Source organism: Streptomyces poriticola, assembly GCF_036689765.1.
Lineage (GTDB): Bacteria > Actinomycetota > Actinomycetes > Streptomycetales > Streptomycetaceae > Streptomyces > Streptomyces poriticola.
Genome location: NZ_JBAGKH010000026.1, coordinates 59294 through 75300, shown reverse-complemented (window position 1 = coordinate 75300; position 16007 = coordinate 59294). Strand labels below are relative to the sequence as shown.

General features: G+C 69.9%; 19 protein-coding genes. 11 read left to right on the top strand and 8 right to left on the bottom strand.

All coding sequences use genetic code 11. From position 1 onward, the window contains the following. Window positions 1–357: 357 nt before the first annotated feature. Complete coding sequence (locus V5O46_RS25245; RefSeq protein WP_332886984.1) at window positions 358–585, bottom strand: hypothetical protein; 228 nt, start codon at window positions 583–585, stop codon at window positions 358–360. Between the two features lie 177 nt (window positions 586–762). On the opposite strand from V5O46_RS25245, the gene V5O46_RS25240 reads away from it, so the two are divergent. Both V5O46_RS25240 and V5O46_RS25235 read left to right on the top strand, forming a co-directional pair. After that, a complete protein-coding gene (locus V5O46_RS25240) occupies window positions 763–1605 on the top strand; it encodes a helix-turn-helix domain-containing protein (RefSeq protein WP_332886983.1) in 843 nt (280 codons plus the stop codon). Next, the gene (locus V5O46_RS25235; RefSeq protein ID WP_332886982.1) at window positions 1587–1796 is read left to right on the top strand and encodes a DUF397 domain-containing protein; all 210 of its coding nucleotides are present in this window, start codon (window positions 1587–1589) and stop codon (window positions 1794–1796) included. Before V5O46_RS25240 ends, V5O46_RS25235 begins: the two co-directional genes overlap by 19 nt. Here the strand turns inward: V5O46_RS25235 and V5O46_RS25230 are convergent. After that, the gene (locus V5O46_RS25230) at window positions 1755–2789 is read right to left on the bottom strand and encodes a DUF4190 domain-containing protein (RefSeq protein WP_332886981.1); all 1035 of its coding nucleotides are present in this window, start codon (window positions 2787–2789) and stop codon (window positions 1755–1757) included. The two genes, V5O46_RS25235 and V5O46_RS25230, sit on opposite strands and share 42 nt — an antisense overlap. A gap of 904 nt (window positions 2790–3693) precedes the next feature. Here V5O46_RS25230 and V5O46_RS25225 point away from each other — a divergent pair. Next, on the top strand, window positions 3694–4938 hold the full coding sequence (locus V5O46_RS25225; protein WP_332886980.1) for an IS110 family RNA-guided transposase: 1245 nt from the start codon (window positions 3694–3696) through the stop codon (window positions 4936–4938). Window positions 4939–4944: 6 nt separating this feature from the next. On the opposite strand, the gene V5O46_RS25220 is transcribed toward V5O46_RS25225, so the two are convergent. Beyond that, entirely contained in the window at window positions 4945–5403 is a 459-nt protein-coding gene (locus tag V5O46_RS25220; RefSeq protein ID WP_332886979.1) for a PH domain-containing protein, read from the bottom strand. Between the two features lie 537 nt (window positions 5404–5940). On the opposite strand from V5O46_RS25220, the gene V5O46_RS25215 reads away from it, so the two are divergent. Then, window positions 5941–6069: a hypothetical protein gene (locus tag V5O46_RS25215; protein WP_332886978.1), complete on the top strand. Its 129-nt coding sequence runs from the start codon at window positions 5941–5943 to the stop codon at window positions 6067–6069. Window positions 6070–6287: 218 nt separating this feature from the next. Here V5O46_RS25215 and V5O46_RS25210 read toward each other — a convergent pair whose 3' ends face one another. From V5O46_RS25210 to V5O46_RS25190, 5 genes are all read right to left on the bottom strand, one after another. Beyond that, a complete protein-coding gene (locus V5O46_RS25210) occupies window positions 6288–6782 on the bottom strand; it encodes an LGFP repeat-containing protein (RefSeq protein WP_332886977.1) in 495 nt (164 codons plus the stop codon). A gap of 117 nt (window positions 6783–6899) precedes the next feature. Beyond that, window positions 6900–7226 carry a hypothetical protein gene (locus tag V5O46_RS25205; protein ID WP_332887008.1) on the bottom strand — a complete coding sequence of 109 codons (327 nt, stop codon included), beginning with the start codon at window positions 7224–7226 and terminating at the stop codon, window positions 6900–6902. Between the two features lie 215 nt (window positions 7227–7441). Beyond that, on the bottom strand, window positions 7442–7996 hold the full coding sequence (locus tag V5O46_RS25200; RefSeq protein WP_332886976.1) for a hypothetical protein: 555 nt from the start codon (window positions 7994–7996) through the stop codon (window positions 7442–7444). 85 nt (window positions 7997–8081) lie between these two features. Further along, window positions 8082–8594: a hypothetical protein gene (locus V5O46_RS25195; RefSeq protein ID WP_332886975.1), complete on the bottom strand. Its 513-nt coding sequence runs from the start codon at window positions 8592–8594 to the stop codon at window positions 8082–8084. Window positions 8595–8710: 116 nt separating this feature from the next. Beyond that, a complete protein-coding gene (locus V5O46_RS25190; protein ID WP_408649052.1) occupies window positions 8711–10333 on the bottom strand; it encodes a beta-N-acetylhexosaminidase in 1623 nt (540 codons plus the stop codon). Window positions 10334–10557: 224 nt separating this feature from the next. Between V5O46_RS25190 and V5O46_RS25185 the strand changes: the two genes are divergently transcribed. The 7 genes from V5O46_RS25185 to V5O46_RS25150 all read left to right on the top strand — a co-directional run bounded on the left by V5O46_RS25185 (window position 10558) and on the right by V5O46_RS25150 (window position 16003). Beyond that, a complete protein-coding gene (locus tag V5O46_RS25185; RefSeq protein ID WP_332886974.1) occupies window positions 10558–11085 on the top strand; it encodes a 2-oxo-4-hydroxy-4-carboxy-5-ureidoimidazoline decarboxylase in 528 nt (175 codons plus the stop codon). Between the two features lie 182 nt (window positions 11086–11267). Beyond that, window positions 11268–11648, top strand: a complete 381-nt coding sequence (gene sdhC, locus V5O46_RS25180) for a succinate dehydrogenase, cytochrome b556 subunit (RefSeq protein WP_332886973.1) — start codon at window positions 11268–11270, stop codon at window positions 11646–11648. 5 nt (window positions 11649–11653) lie between these two features. Further along, window positions 11654–12142, top strand: coding sequence for a succinate dehydrogenase hydrophobic membrane anchor subunit (locus tag V5O46_RS25175; protein ID WP_332886972.1), 489 nt, complete (start codon window positions 11654–11656; stop codon window positions 12140–12142). A 19-nt stretch (window positions 12143–12161) separates the two neighbouring features. After that, the gene (gene sdhA / locus V5O46_RS25170) at window positions 12162–13916 is read left to right on the top strand and encodes a succinate dehydrogenase flavoprotein subunit (protein WP_332886971.1); all 1755 of its coding nucleotides are present in this window, start codon (window positions 12162–12164) and stop codon (window positions 13914–13916) included. After that, window positions 13916–14683: a succinate dehydrogenase iron-sulfur subunit gene (locus V5O46_RS25165; protein ID WP_332886970.1), complete on the top strand. Its 768-nt coding sequence runs from the start codon at window positions 13916–13918 to the stop codon at window positions 14681–14683. The genes sdhA and V5O46_RS25165 overlap by 1 nt, the downstream gene beginning before the upstream one ends. 408 nt (window positions 14684–15091) lie before the next feature. Beyond that, window positions 15092–15502, top strand: coding sequence for a VOC family protein (locus tag V5O46_RS25155; protein WP_332886969.1), 411 nt, complete (start codon window positions 15092–15094; stop codon window positions 15500–15502). Window positions 15503–15595: 93 nt separating this feature from the next. After that, window positions 15596–16003 (top strand): hypothetical protein, encoded by a 408-nt coding sequence (locus V5O46_RS25150; protein WP_332886968.1) that lies wholly within the window; start codon window positions 15596–15598, stop codon window positions 16001–16003. Window positions 16004–16007 lie beyond the last annotated feature (4 nt).

Here is a 16007-nt window from a genome sequence, read left to right as displayed (position 1 = left end):
AGGAAGACCAGACCGGCGAGGACGGTGGGGGCAGGACCCCGGGGACGAGCACCCCCGGGTCGGCGGCGTCTTCCCCGACGCTCACGCCGGCCCCCGCCCGCGGCACGCTTACCCACGGCGACAAATCCCCCGTATCAGAACACTCTGCACGCAACTCGAACGCTAGTTGCATACAGCATACGTACGAGGTGCGTACACCCTTCGCTCGCCCACCGCCTCGTCAGAGGTAGATCTGGCGCCGGCACCCCCGGCAGTACGTCTTGCCGCCACGCCGCTCGGTCCACCGGTGTTCACACCCGGGCACCCTGGGCGGGCCCTGCTCGACTGCCGGCCGGGCAGTACGGGGCGGACGGCGGGTCATCGCGCCGCGCCCCGCTCGATGACCGCCGCCAGCTCCCGCGCGAGCAGCGGCGAGCAGCGCCCCAGCTCGACGAGCGGGCGCGGATCCGCGTCCGCGTAGCTGTTCGGGTCCAGCCCCAGCGACGGGAGCCGAAGCCCCGCGCGCTCCAGCGCGGACGCGAGGGCGTCCCTGGACTCTTCGGCAGCTCTGATCGTGTCGCCCGCGACCGGGTGCTCCACCGCCATGCTCCGCTCCTTTCGCCGTTCCCCCGCACGGGGTGAACTGCGTGAACTACTCTGCGTGTTCCGGGTGTGACGAGCATGACCCGGGAGCGGGGCCGAAACGCCGTGGGCGGGATGTCCTGCGCCGACCGGTGGCGCACCTTCCGTATCTTCCACGGCCTGCTTCGACGAAGGAGCGCAATGCCGCCGAGAAGGGTGATCACAGGACGCAGCCAGGAGCCCCGGCGCCGGTACGCCGAGGAACTCCGGCTCCTGCGCACCGCCAGGGGCGAGAGCCTGCGGGACCTGGCCAAGGTGGTCGGCTGGGACGCCTCGCTCTTCGGCAAGCTGGAGAGCGGGGCGACCCTGGGCAGCCCCGAGCTCGCCGAGGCGCTGGACCAGCACTACGGGACACCGGGCCTGCTGCTGGCGCTGTGGGAGCTGGCGGTCGGGGATCCGACGCAGTTCAAGGAGCAGTATCGGCGGTACATGCTGCTGGAGAGTGAGGCGGTGAATCTGTGGCACTACGGGGTGAGCACGATTCACGGTCTGCTGCAGACGGACGCATACGCGCATGAGGTTCTGGCGTTGGGCGGCGCCTCGGGCAAGGAGTTGGACCAGCAGGTAGAGGCACGTACGGGACGCCGGAAACTGCTGGAGGGGCCGGACGCCCCGCCGTTCCGCGCCCTCTTCGCCGAGACTGTGCTGCGCACCCCGCTGCGCGACGTGGCAGCGTGGCGGGAACAGTTGGGCTACCTGCTTGAGGCTACGGAGCGCCCGAACATCACGCTGCAGGTCCTGCCGCTGAGTTCCGGCCTGCACGGTCTGGTCAGCACGGACGTGATGTTTCTGCGACTGCTGAACGGCACTACCGTCGCTTATACAGAGAATGCACACCGGGGCGAACTAGTCGAGGAAAACGCCTCAGTGGAGCGACTGCTACGTGCGTACGATGCGGTGCGTGACCTGGCCCTGTCCCCGGCCGAGTCGCGGAAGTTCGTCCTGCGGATGTTGGAGGAAGTGCCGTGCGAGCCATCGACCTGACCAACGTGACGTGGCGCAAGAGCACTTACAGCAACCCCGATGGCGGCGCCTGCCTCGAGGTCGCCGCTCCACATCCCGCGACCGTCCCCGTCCGCGACAGCAAGACACCCGACGCCCCCGCCCTGTTCTTCGCGACCGCCGCGTGGGCGTCATTCGTCACGGCCCTCAAGGACGGCGGACTGTCCGGCTGAAGGCGTCGGCAGGTCCAGTGCAGCACGTATCCCACGCAGGGGCTGCTCCCCGTTGTGCTGGTCCACCGAGCGCAGGGCCTGCAGGAAGGCGTCCGCATCCGGCGCCTCGGCCGCCTGCTCCCAGTACGGAAGCCCTGCCTCGAGTTCCGTGACGAGCTGCCCGACGGGCTGCTCGGCCGTCGGCAGCTCGGCGTCCTTGAGCAGGTCCACCGTCTCCGTCTGCGCCTCGGCCATCCGACCGGCCCAGACCTTGGCGCCGGCGAGGTCCTGCTGCGGGTTCTTCGCCGGGCGGAGCGCGGTGGCGGTGTTCAGCGGCTTGACGGCGGTGAGGAAGGTCAGCTGGGGCGAGTCCAGGTTGGACGCGTCCCGGCGTACCGAGAAGTCGAGTTCCGCGCTGCCCGGGCGGGCCACCCAGCACAGCACGGTGCGCCGCCCGCTGTCCCAGCCACGCTCGTCGGGATGGAAGTAGTAGGTCTGCAGCCGCCCGAAGGCCATCGGATCCATCGAGTAGTCGAGGTAGAACTCCGTGCACCGTGCAAAAGCGGTCTCCGCGATGCCGTCTCGGCCCGGGAACCCTCCCTGTCCGGAGAGCGCGAAGGTGGCGTACGCCTCGGCTCGGTGCGGTTCGTCGCAGGGAACCAGCTCGACGTTCAGGCCGCCCAGCGGCGGGGTGTCCCGGTCCGGCATCCACGCGCCGGGGTTGAAGCAGTCGCCGACCTCGATCGAGTGGACCGAGGTCCACCCCGGCTTGGCGATCTCCCCGGTGTCGCCCCTCTCCGGCGGCGCCCAGACCCTGAAGTCGACCACCGTGAGGGCGATTCCGGCCAGCACCAGGACCACCCCGGACACGGAGATCCCGGCGATCGCCAGCCCCTGGCCCCGCTGCCCCTTCCTGGATATCTGCACCAGCGCGACGATGCCGAGGACCAGCCCCAGGGGAGCGAGGCACAGCAGCGATGTCACCAGAGCGGCGACCGCCAGGGGGTTCAGCACCGGCCGCGTGTACGACGGGGGTGGGTACCAGGGGGGAGGGACCGACACGAGACTCTTCCTTCGGGCAGCCCGGCGGGACGAGTCCCGGCGTGGGCAACGGCAATACAGGGGGGCCGACGCAGGGTACAGGCGTTCTCGCCTGTGCGTCCCGCCGCTGGAAACCGGCCCGCTGCATCTTCCGTCCTACAGCGCCGGACGGCGCGCGATGCGGTCAGTGCACGTCGAACTAATTCCCATGGAAGGACGGCCGGGCCAGCACGATGGGGCGTGGTGCGTTCGAACAGCGGGACCGTCACGCCTTTTCCCATGCGTGGCCTGGAGGCCTCAGCGGAGAGCGGCGGGCGGTCCTGCGCTCCATGTGGTGGTGGTCAGGCGGGCGCCGATCGGATGCCTAACGTCAACCAGGGCGGCAAGCTCTCCTACGAGATTGGCGACGGTCGACGCCTCCCCTGGCCACCACCACCCGATCAACCGTGGTGTGCTGCGTGGGCACCGGGTGGACATCTCACGTCGACCAGGCACTCGCATGCCCTCTTACGAGACCGGTGGCGCCCGGTGTCCTCGGAGCACACCACGGTTTGGCGGGTGTTGGCGCCCGCGGGCGTCGGGCGGACGACTTTGGTTCACGCGTCCCTTGTGAGGGCTGATAGGAAGATCGCTCGCCGCCCGGCGCCTCCAGGCGTCAACACCCGCCACTTGATGACTCGTTGGAGTTGGTGGTGCGAGCCCGCCGCACGGTGACCTCTTGTGAAGCCAGAGCCCTTGAGCTCCTGTCAAGACCGAGGCCCGTGAGGCGAGCTGGTGCCACGAACAGCTACTGAGGTGGCGGACCAGCCGTACGGCGGAGTCCTGGAATTAGGTCGCTGCGTGGCCCGCATGTGCTCGTGACCAACACAACCACGTCATGGGGAAGGAAGACCTGATCTACTGCGGAATCGACTGGGCCGAGCGGCATCACGACATCGCCCTGGTCGACGACAGCGGCCAGCTACTCGCGAAGCTGCGCATCACCGACGATGCCGTCGGCTACCGCACCTTGCTTGATCTGCTGGCCGAGCACGGCGACACCGAGCAAGCGCCTATCCCGGTGGCCATCGAGACCTCGCGCGGCCTGCTGGTGGCGGTGCTGCGGACCGGGAAGCGCAAAGTCTTCGCGATCAACCCGATGGCCGCTGCTCGCTACCGCGACAGGCACAGCGTGTCGCGCAAGAAGTCCGACCCCGGCGATGCCCTCGTGCTGGCCAACATCCTGCGCACGGACATGCACGCTCACCGCCCCTTGCCTGACGACAGCGAACTCAGCCAAGCGATCGCCGTGCTCGCACGCGCCCAGCAGGATGCGACGTGGAACCGTCAGCAGATCTCCAACCAGCTCCGCTCCCTTCTGCGCGAGTACTACCCTGCAGCGCTGGCCGCCTTCGAGCCTTGGAGGAACGGTCTCTGCCGACGGGAAGCACGGGAGATCCTGAGGGTGGCCGCCACGCCGACGCAGGCTGCACGGCTCACGCGCATGCAGCTGCAGGCCGCGCTGAAGCGCGCTGGCCGTGAACGGAGCGTCGCCACCGAGGCGGACCGTATCCGTGGGATCTTCCGGGCCGAGTGGGCCCACCACTCGCCACCGGTCGAAGAAGCCCTCGGCAAGCAGATGCTCGCCCTCCTGGTGCAACTGGAGGCGGCTTGCACGGCTGCCGACGACCTCGCCGGGGCGGTCGAAGCGAGTTTCCCTCAGCACCCGGACGCTGACATCATCCTCAGCTTCCCCGGCCTCGGGGTCCAGCTCGGCGCCCGGGTGCTTGCGGAGATCGGTGACGACCGCAATCGCTTTGCCGACGCCCGCGGCCTGAAGGCATACGCAGGCTCCTCGCCGATCACCAGAGCCTCTGGGAAGAAGTCGAGCGTCTCCCGGCGATGGGTGAAGAACGACCGGCTCAACCACGCCGGCTACCTCTGGGCCTTCGCCGCCATGACTCGCTCGCCGGGGGCCAAGGTGCACTACCGGCGGCGGCGCGACTGCGGGGACTGGCACTCTGCGGCTCAGAGGAACCTCTTCAACCGCATGATCGGACAGCTCTACCACTGCCTCCAACACGGGACCCACTTCGACGAAATCGTCGCGTTCCCCACAGCCACCGCCGCTCACGCGGCATGAGTGCCGTCAGCCGCCGATCGCGCGCGACCAACGCTCTTGGATGACGGACAACTTCCGCTCAAACTCGGCATCCCACATCCGGTTGGTGAAGGCCCCGGGAATCGTAAGCGAACGCCCACGGCCCCGTACGGCCCGCAGGTCCCACCAGGACCCACTACGCGTGAGGTGCTGTCGCTTCTCGATTCGGGTGATCTCGCTCCAGGGAACCGAGCGCCGGCTCACGAAGGTGCGGAATTCCATGCCATCCGCAGTCAGGCGCGTCCGACCGTATCCACGGTTGATCATGTAGAAAACCGAGGTCAACCACACAACACCGAAGCCACCAACCCACCACCATCGGGCTGATGTCAACTCGGCCAGGCCGACCGCTACCGCCCCACTGGCAAAGACCAGCGTCAGGAAACCGGTCCACCACCAGTTTCTCCTCTGCTCAGCCTCGCTGAGACCGATCCACACATCGGGCATGTCCATGATGCTACCGACACACACTCGAACAACGAGCCCACCAACTTGACGAGTTAAACGCCTGAGGTGTCTCGTAACCGTGCCGGATGTCCGCTGGGCAGCTGAACACCCGGAGGTCCCCCCACCTGCCCACGGTGATGCCTGTGGTGTGATCACCGGCCACGGTGAACCGGGGTCGCATGGGAAGGTCGCACCTACCGCAGCGGAAATCCCACGGTTCGGTGAGATGCCAGGTGGGACAGCCGCCGAACTGGCATCCCGCCATGTGTGTGATGACGTCGCCCGGTCGTCGCCGGAGGTCTCCTCGACCAGTCGTCGCACGTCGTCCGCAAGGTCGTCCGGCAGTTCGCCCGGGTAGGGGAAGTCGGTCAGCGGCACCGGGGTCAGCAGGCACGGCAGGGGCGAGAAGCCGAAGTCGTCCTCCTCCTGCCGCACCGGCTCCGGTGCGGCAGAGGGCCCCTGCGGGAGGTCGGCCGCCCGCCACCAGCGGATCTCCACGACCGGGTTGTCGTCCGCGTGCGGAGCCGGCGGACCCTCGTGCACGTTGGGGCACCGCAGCAGTTGGAACACCTCGGCGTCGTCCGGCCACCGGTCTCCGGCGCATCCCTGCGCCAGACCTGCACCACCGGGATCATGGCCACGGGCGGCAGCCCGGACGGCTCCTGATCGTCCGGCACGGAGCAGTGCGGCCACGGTTCATGCGCCGGCCGGAGCACCGGCCCGGCGACGGAGCTGTCCCGGGCTCCTGGTGTCCCCGGCGTCGGAGCGGGGACGACCGCGGGCCTCGGGTAGGGGGCGAGAGCGGGGACCGCGGCGAGGACGGCCCCGGCGGACGGTCTGTTCGAGTACGGAAGCACCGTCGATTGCCAAGTGGCCCACCCGCGTCAGACGCAAGTGTTCCCGTCCGACCAGGTCCTCGTGGTTCCTCCGGACAGAGCCTGGAAGTGGATCACCGTGCACTGGAAGTTCTGCCGGATCTCCTCACCCGCGGCGTACTCGTAGGAGGTCGGGTAACCGATCCATCCGGCCTCGCATCCCTGGTTGCACCAGTACCTGCCGATGTCTCCCCAGACCGGCCAGGCGCCGCTGCGTGGGGACCAGTAGATGGTTCCGTTCTGGAACTGTGTGCGTCGGCCGACTCCGTCGGGGTTGACCAACTCCTCCGTGAGGGGACAGCCCAGAGCCCCTCCGGGGCCGCCCATGGCGATGTACCGCCGCTCGATCTCGCCCTGGACCCGGTGACCGCAGTAGTCGTCGTCGGCCTGCGCGGACGACGCGGCCGACACCACGAGTGAGCTCGCCAGCAGGGCCGTCAGGCTCAGCGCCGCGGCGATCTTTCCTGGTCCCCTGGCCGGGCCTGTCGCACCGGGACGCTTCATGCTGCCACCTCTCCCCAATCCGGCACGGTCCGAGTCTGCCCGAGCATGCCCCACACACGAGTGAGGGGGACAGCACGTACTGCGCCAAGTTCCGGCGTGGCCGCGTCCCCGCGGGTCTCAGTACCGGGAGGGCGCCCCGCTCATCGCGTCCCGGCACAGCAGCCGCAGGGAGCCGTGGCCGGCGTAGCAGCGGCGGGCCTCGTCGACGGGGTCGAAGAGGCGGCCGTCGGGGGTACGCACCCAGTGGTCGCCACCGGTGGCCCACCACTCGGCGCCGGTGTGACGCGCGATCACCTCGCCCGCGTACGCCCCGAAGCCGCGCAGCACCAGCTGCACCGCCTCCGAGGGCGGCCGTTCGGACCGTATGTCGTCGATCATCCGGTCGACGCGCCACAGGCTCTGCGCCGAGTAGTCGAGGTGCAGCCGGGCGCCCTCGCGCATCATGGCCACCGTGTCCGACGCCCATCGCACGGGCTTGGTGGCCGCCGGCGGCCTGGCCGCAGGGACGGCCGTCGCATCCGTCGTCGCATAAGTCGTCACACCTGGAAGAGCGCTGCGGGGCGGGGTTTCGTCACCCGGATCCGGGGGTTTTCCGCAACGCTCGCAGGACCGCCGCACCGCCACCGCGGGTCCACCGCACGACGGTCACAGTTTCCCGGTCAGCCCAGGCCGCGCGCCCTGCGCGAGACCACCGCGCGCAGCACCCGGCGGCCCTCGGTGGTCACCTCCAGGGCGCTGCGCAGCCCGCCGGCGCCGTGTCCGGCGAGCAGTTCCAGCACGGTGACCTGGCGGCGCAGTTCGGCGGAGACGAGCGGGGACATGTCCTGGGTGCCGCCGGTCCTGCGCTCGTCGAGCGGGGTGGTGTCCTCGGCGGGGTCGAGGAGCCGGTGGATCTGGAGGGAGGCGACGGAGCAGGCGTCGGCCCACACTCGTATCTCGGCGTCGCCCCAGGCGTCCGGCGCGGCGGACAGCATGCGCCGGGCGAGGCTCGCGGCCTCGTCGCCGGACTCCTCGGTGCCGTCGAGGCTGCCGCGCACCTCGTCGAGCAGTACCTTCCAGGTCCGGTCGCCGCCGTCGGCCGCGAGGCTGCCCCACAGCGGGCGCAGCACCTCGTCGTCACCGCCCAGCAGGGGTACGCACCGATCAAGACAGGCCAGTCCGCTCGCGGCCAGTCCGCGCTCGTCGGCCTGCGCGATCAGTTCCACCAGGCTCATGCATGTCTCCCTGTTCGTGCCGTTTCGGCCGCTCGCAGCCACGGAACCCGCACCTCCCCTTACTGCGTGCAACGGCTCCGGAGTGTCACAGGGGCACCACACCCAGCCGGTCGAGGAAGCGGAAGAAGAGGTTTTCGGCCAACGGGTCCGGTGGGCCGGGGTCGGCCGTGAGCACGTCCAGGAGCTCCGCCGCGTCGGCGGTGTGTCCGGCCTCGGCGGCCCAGTCGACGGCCCGGTCGGCGGCGTCGTGCGGCTGGAGGAAGTAGTCCTCCAGGGTGAGCCCCTCCTTCTCGGCGCCCAGGTAGCCGGCCATCGCGGCCCGCGCCAGGCAGGTGGTCCACGCCCCGCTGCGCGGCCCCGCGGCCTCCAGGACCACGCAGTCGCTGTCCATGACGTACCCGAAGAGCGCGGGTGCGCCGGTCTGCGCGGCCAGGTCGTTCATGTTGCCGACGTCGCCGTCGCCGCCCGGGTACTCCCAGACCTGCCAGCCGCCGGGTGCGGAGGTCCGCAGGGTCATGCCCTGTGCGCCCGACAGCGCGTCCAGCTCCGGAATCGGCCGCTCGGCGCGGCCCACGACGAAGTACCCCCAGTAGCCCATGGTGCGGCGGCTCCCCCCGGTGTGGCGTTCGGATCGTCCTCACACCACCACAGCCGTACGGGCCTTCGCAGCCGTATCCGGCAATTCGCCCACGGTGCGGGAACCGCGGCAGAAGGTCAGCCCAGGCGGTCCGCCAGCGCCCGGAACTCGGCCCAGGACAGTTCCGGCGGGGCAGGGTCCCACAGTTTCTGGACCGTGGCGGCCAGCGGCAGCCGGATGCCGGCCGCGACCTGGGCCGGGGTCTGGGCGCTCGCGATGTCGCCCCACACGGCGAAGGTGCCGCCCACGATCCGGTCGTCGTACTCGGCCGGGACCGGCTGGGTGCCGCGCAGCACCCGCGGGGTCCACTGCTCGTAGATGCGCTGCCCGGTCGGGTAGACGAAGGTCTGCGGTTCGCCGAGCACGTAGTAGAGGAACTCGTCGTTGTAGTTGACGACCTCGCGGCCGGCGCGGAGGTACTCCACCGGCTGCCGGGCGCCGATCTCCTTGCCGGTCCAGTAGGCGACCCGGATGTCCTCGGCGGGCTGTACGGAGGTGTCGCGGAAGAAGCCGTCGTTCCAGGCGCGGGGTGCGCGGTCGTGGGCGCGGACGGTGGCGGCCCGGTCGTTGAGCCAGCCGGTGGCGAGGTCGGCGACGGTCGCGCCGGCGCCGTACCGCTCGCGTGCGGCGGCGGCCAGCCCGGGGTAGGAGGCCTGCGGGTCGGAGACGGTCAGCGCCTGGTACTCGTCGCCGCCGAGGTGCCACTGGGAGCCGGGGAAGAGGCCGGCGTACTCGTCCAGCAGGTCGTCGACGATCTCGGCGGCCCCGACCCGGGAGATGTCGATGGCGCCGCGGGTCGGCGTGCCCTGGGCGTTGCGCAGCTGCAGGTCGGGGTGGGCGGCGAGGACGGCGCCGAGGTGTCCGGGCGAGTCGATCTCGGGGACGACCTCGATGTGCCGTTCGGCGGCGAGGTCGACGATCTCCTCGACCTGCGCCTTGGTCAGATGCTCCCGGGAGACGACCTCGGGGTGCGACTCGGACTCGATGCGGAAGCCCTGGTCGTCGGAGAAGTGCAGGCCCAGTTCGTTGAACTTCAGGTCGCCCAGCTCGCGTATCCGGTCCTTGATCCAGTCGGCGGAGTAGTGCTTGCGGGCGATGTCCAGCATGAGTCCGCGGCGGGGTTTGGCCGGTTCGTCCTCGACGACGCCCTCGGGTGCGGTGCCGCCGTCGTGCACGGCCTGCTTGAGGGTGCGGGTGCCGTAGAAGACGCCCGCGTCGGCCGGTGCGGCGATGGTGACGCGCCCGTCGCGGACGGTCAGGGTGTACGACTGCGGGTTCGCGCCGGCGGCGCCGGCCTCGTCCATCTCCAGCCGTACGTCCCCAGGACGCTCGTCGTCCCGCTCACCCGCGTACGACAGCCCCAGCTCACCGGCGATCAGGCGCCCTTCGTCGGCGAGCCCGGCATCGGCCACGACCACGCGGTGGCCCTGCTCGGGCTGCCAGCCCGGACCGCGGGCGGGGGTGTGCTCGCGCACCGCGGGTATGGTGCGCGGCTGCTCGGAGAGCGGGTAGGAGCGGCTGGGGCTCGGGGTGGCTCCGGGCGAGGTGGTGGTGGGCGCCCCCACGGATCCGCCGTCGCCGCCGGCGCCGCCGGTCGCCCAGACGCCGACGCCCGCACCGAGCGCGACCACGGCCGCGCCGGCGACGACCGCCCGCTGCCTCACCTTCCGCGCCGGGGTCCGGCGCCCGTGCTGGCTCACCCTGCCAACCTACGGCCGCGCGCGACGAGCGGCGTCCACGATCCGCTCCGAAACTCTCCCGTTAGGGTGAATTCCGGGCATCGGTCGGCCATGTCATGCCCTCACTCGATAACGTGACACCACAGCCCTCACAAGATCCCCTGCCGACACCCACGTGACGCCCACGAGGACCCACGCTGCCTGCGCACCGACTTCCCGATCTCCCCGGCCGAGTCGCCATACCGGTGCCGGTGCAAACCCGTACCGCCCCGGACGCCCCGCCCAAGCCGTCCGAACCGCCCGTACCGTCCGCACTGGACCGCTTCAACACCGCGGGCCACGACAACGCCGTCCACACCCTCCTCACCTGTCTGCCCAGCCTGCGCTGGGCCCACCGCATCGCCGCCCACCGCCCCTACCCGGACCTCGCCGCCCTGCTCGCGGCGGCCGACGAGGCGGCGTACGACCTGACCCGGGAGGACCTCACCGAGGCCCTGACGTCGGAGCCGCTGCCGGCCCTCCCCGAGGACACCTACTCGGCGGCCCACACGGCCCTGCGCGCGGCACACGCGGCGTACGAGGCCAGATTCGGCCATGTGTTCGTCATCTGCCTCGACGGCCTCCCCGCGGCCGAGACCCTCGACCACGTCCTCGAAGGCATCCGGTCACGATTGACGAACGATCCGGAGGACGAGCGGGAGGTGGCGGCGGAACAGCTCCGGCGCCTGGCCAAGGGACGGCTGAGGAGCACCCTCAGGGGCCCGGGGTTCTAAACCCCCCGAAAACATCCCGCCCTCACCCATCCGCGTGCCAGTTTGATCACACCGGCAGGCCCCCCGTCTGCCTCGCGGCAGCGGCTGGCTACGATGCTGGGGGCCGGTGGACCGTACCCGGCCGGGCCCGACCGACAGAGAAGCCGGCGCGGCCCCAATCCCCGCTCCCGGAGGAAACTTCCGTGCCGGCTGGAACGCTGTACCGCGGCCGGGAAGGAATGTGGTCCTGGGTGGCTCACCGAGTCACCGGCGTCCTCATCTTCTTCTTCCTGTTCGTTCACGTGCTGGACACCGCACTCGTCCGTGTGTCCCCCGAGGCCTACGACGAGGTCGTGGCCACCTACAAGACGCCGATCGTCGCAGTGCTGGAGTACGGCCTCGTCGCCGCCATTCTCTTCCATGCGCTCAACGGCCTGCGTGTCATCGCCGTCGATTTCTGGGTCAAGGGCGCGCGGTACCAGAAGCAGATGCTCTGGTCCGTCGTCGGTCTGTGGGTCGTGCTGATGCTCGGGGCGATCTACCCCGTGCTCGGCCACGCCGCTCGTGAAGTGTTCGGGAGCTGACGCGCATGTCCACCACTGAAACCGCCGCCCCGGGCATCGGCCCCGTAGAGGGCGAGGGCGCCTCCGTCTACTCCGTGGACAACCCGGCGCCGGTGATCGAGCCCCCGCGCAAGCGGACCAAGAAGACACCGAGGTCGGCGCGCGGCAACTTCGAGATGGCCGCCTGGCTGTTCATGCGCCTGTCCGGCGTGGTGCTGGTCGTCCTGGTCATCGGCCACCTGCTCATCCAGCTGGTGCTGGACGGCGGTGTCTCCAAGATCGGCTTCGCCTTCGTGGCCGGCCGCTGGGCCTCCCCGTTCTGGCAGGTCTGGGACCTGCTGATGCTGTGGCTGGCGATGCTGCACGGCGCCAACGGCCTGCGCACGGTCATCAACGACTACGCCGAGCGCCCGAACACGCGGCTGTGGCTCAAGGGCCTGCTGTACACCGCCACGGTGTTCACCATCCTGCTGGGCACGCTGGTGATCTTCACCTTCGACCCGAACATCCGCTAGGCACGGGGCTGCGAGAATCATGAAGGTACACAAGTACGACACCGTCATCGTCGGCGCCGGTGGCGCCGGTATGCGGGCCGCCATCGAGGCGACCAAGCGCAGCCGCACGGCCGTCCTGACGAAGCTCTACCCCACCCGCTCCCACACGGGCGCCGCGCAGGGCGGCATGGCCGCCGCGCTGGCCAACGTGGAGGAGGACAACTGGGAGTGGCACACCTTCGACACGGTCAAGGGCGGTGACTACCTGGTCGACCAGGACGCCGCTGAGATCCTGGCGAAGGAGGCCATCGACTCCGTCCTCGACCTGGAGAAGATGGGCCTGCCGTTCAACCGGACCCCGAACGGCACCATCGACCAGCGCCGCTTCGGCGGTCACTCCCGCAACCACGGCGAGGCCCCGGTCCGCCGGTCCTGCTACGCCGCGGACCGCACCGGTCACATGATCCTCCAGACGCTGTACCAGAACTGCGTCAAGGAGGGCGTGGAGTTCTTCAACGAGTTCTACGTCCTGGACCAGCTGATCACCGAGGTCGACGGCGTCAAGAGGTCGGCCGGTGTGGTCGCCTACGACCTGGCCACCGGTGAGATCCACGTCTTCCAGGCGAAGTCCGTGATCTACGCCTCGGGCGGCTGCGGCAAGTTCTTCAAGGTCTCCTCGAACGCGCACACGCTGACCGGCGACGGCCAGGCGGCGGTGTACCGGCGCGGGCTGCCGCTGGAGGACATGGAGTTCTTCCAGTTCCACCCGACCGGCATCTGGCGCATGGGCATCCTCCTGACGGAGGGCGCCCGCGGTGAGGGCGGCATCCTCCGCAACAAGGACGGCGAGCGCTTCATGGAGAAGTACGCGCCGGTGATGAAGGACCTCGCCTCCCGCGACGTGGTCTCCCGCTCCATCTACACGGAGATCCGCGAGGGCCGCGGCTGCGGTCCCGAGGGCGACCACGTCTTCCTGGACCTGACCCACCTGCCGCCGGAGCAGCTGGACGCCAAGCTGCCGGACATCACCGAGTTCGCGCGGACCTACCTCGGCATCGAGCCCTACACCGACCCGATCCCGATCCAGCCGACCGCGCACTACGCGATGGGCGGCATCCCGACCAACGTCGAGGGCGAGGTGCTGGCCGACAACACCACCGTCGTGCCCGGCCTGTACGCCGCCGGCGAGGTCGCCTGCGTGTCCGTGCACGGCGCCAACCGGCTGGGCACCAACTCGCTGCTCGACATCAACGTGTTCGGCAAGCGGGCCGGTATCGCGGCGGCGGAGTACGCCCGGCAGGCGGACTTCGTCGAACTGCCCGAGGACCCGGAGTCCCTGGTCGTCGAGCAGATCGAGCGGCTGCGCAGCGCCACCGGCAACGAGCGGGTGGCGGAGCTGCGGCGCGAGCTGCAGGAGACGATGGACGCCAACGTGATGGTGTTCCGCACCGAGCAGACGATCAAGACCGCGGTCGAGAAGATCGCCGAGCTGCGCGCGCGGTACAAGAACGTGGCGATCCAGGACAAGGGCAAGCGGTTCAACACCGACCTGCTGGAGGCCGTCGAGCTGGGCAACCTGCTCGACCTGGCCGAGGTCATGGCGGTCTCGGCACTGGCCCGCAAGGAGTCGCGCGGCGGTCACTACCGCGAGGACTACCCGAACCGCGACGACGTCAACTTCATGCGCCACACCATGGCGTACCGCGAGGTGGGCGCCGACGGCTCCGAGACCGTCCGTCTCGACTACAAGCCGGTCGTCCAGACCCGCTACCAGCCGATGGAGCGTAAGTACTGATGGCAACCCCCGTTATGGACAAGGCGGAGGCCGACGCTCAGTCGGCGGCGTCCCCCTACATCACCGTCACGTTCCGCGTCCGGCGGTTCAACCCGGAGGTGTCGGCCGAGGCTACCTGGGAGGACTTCCGGATCGAGCTCGACCCGAAGGAGCGCGTCCTCGACGGCCTCCACAAGATCAAGTGGGATCTGGACGGCACGCTGACCTTCCGCCGCTCCTGCGCGCACGGCATCTGCGGGTCGGACGCGATGCGGATCAACGGCAAGAACCGGCTCGCCTGCAAGACGCTGATCAAGGACATCAACCCCGAGAAGCCGATCACGATCGAGGCCATCAAGGGCCTGACGGTCCTCAAGGACCTGGTCGTGGACATGGAGCCGTTCTTCCAGGCGTACCGGGACGTGATGCCGTTCCTGATCACCAAGGACACCAACGAGCCGACGCGCGAGCGGCTGCAGTCGTCGGAGGACCGCGAGCGGTTCGACGACACGACCAAGTGCATCCTGTGCGCGGCGTGCACGTCGTCCTGCCCGGTGTTCTGGAACGACGGCCAGTACTTCGGCCCGGCCGCCATCGTCAACGCCCACCGCTTCATCTTCGACTCGCGTGACGAGGCCGGGGAGCAGCGGCTGGAGATCCTGAACGACAAGGACGGCGTCTGGCGCTGCCGCACCACCTTCAACTGCACGGACGCCTGTCCGCGCGGTATCGAGGTCACCAAGGCGATCGCCGAGGTGAAGCGGGCGCTGATCACGCGCCGGTACTGAGGCATCCCCGCCGTCGAGGGCCCCGTCTCCGCTGGAGACGGGGCCCTCTGGCATATGCCACACCATCGGGTGAAGCGGCGGGGAAGGGCCTCGCGGGGGCTGCCCACCGAGGACGAGGACTACGCCATCCCCGACCTCGCGGTGGTGGACGCCGACGTCGACGAGCACCTGATCGAGAAGCGTCGGCCGCAAGCGCGGTCGCCTGCACGTCCTCACCGACCCGGACGGCGGCGACCACGCCGCCCACCGCGTCCGCTCCCCCGGCGAGCTCGGTCGCACTCCCCGGCTCGCCCGGTGCGGAGGTCACGCTGGACGTCACCGCGGTTCTTGCGGCCGGACGGCGTAAGCAGGCCGCCGACGAGGCCCGACCTCACCGGTCCCGGGCGATGATCCTCTTACTCTGACGGCATGTCAGATGACGAGTCGTACGAACTGCTCGGGTTCGACAACGTACTGCTGCCGGTCGGGGATCTCGGCGAGGCCGTCGGCTTCTACGAGCGCGCCGGGTTCCCGGTGGCGTTCCGGCTCGACGAGGCCGGGATCGCGCTGCTGAAGGCCGGGGGCGAGACACCCGGCGTACTGCTGCGGGCCGAGGAGGGGTTCGGACCCCGCCCGCCCCTGTGGCCCTGCGCCCGCGTCTGGCTGGAGGTGCCGGACGCCCGGATCGCCGCCGAGGCCCTGCGCGCGGCGGACATCGCCCCCCTCGACGACCCCTTCCCCGGCGCCACCGGCTGGACCGTGGAGTTCGCCGACCCCTGGGGCAACGTCCTCGGGCTCACCGACTACACCAAGCGCCCGGCACTCGGCCGGCGGCCGTGACGCAGGCCTCACACCTCCGGATTGAACACGTTCAAAAGCAGGGCTAGAGTCTTCCCTGTCAGCGTTTTGAACGCGTTCAAGAAGGGGTGGGGTATGGACCGCACCGTCATCGCCTACGTCATCTACCTGCTGGTCAGCGTCGGTCTGACCGTCTGGGTGGCCCGCACGCTCAGCCGCAACGGGCGGGTGTTCCTCGCCGATGTGCTGCACGGCAACGAGAAGCTCGCGGACGCCGTGAACCACCTGCTGGTGGTCGGCTTCTACCTGGTGAACCTCGGCTTCGTCGCGCTCTACCTGAGCGACGACGAGACCATCGCCGACACCCGCGGGATCTTCGAGGCCCTGTCCACCAAGCTGGGCGTGGTGCTGCTGGTCCTCGGCGTGATGCACCTGAGCAACGTGTACGTGCTCAACCGGATCCGGCGGCGCGGGGTCATGGAGCGGGAGCAGACTCCCCCGGTGCCCCCGCAGGGCTGGGTCGCCCCGACGGCCGGTGGCTGAGCCG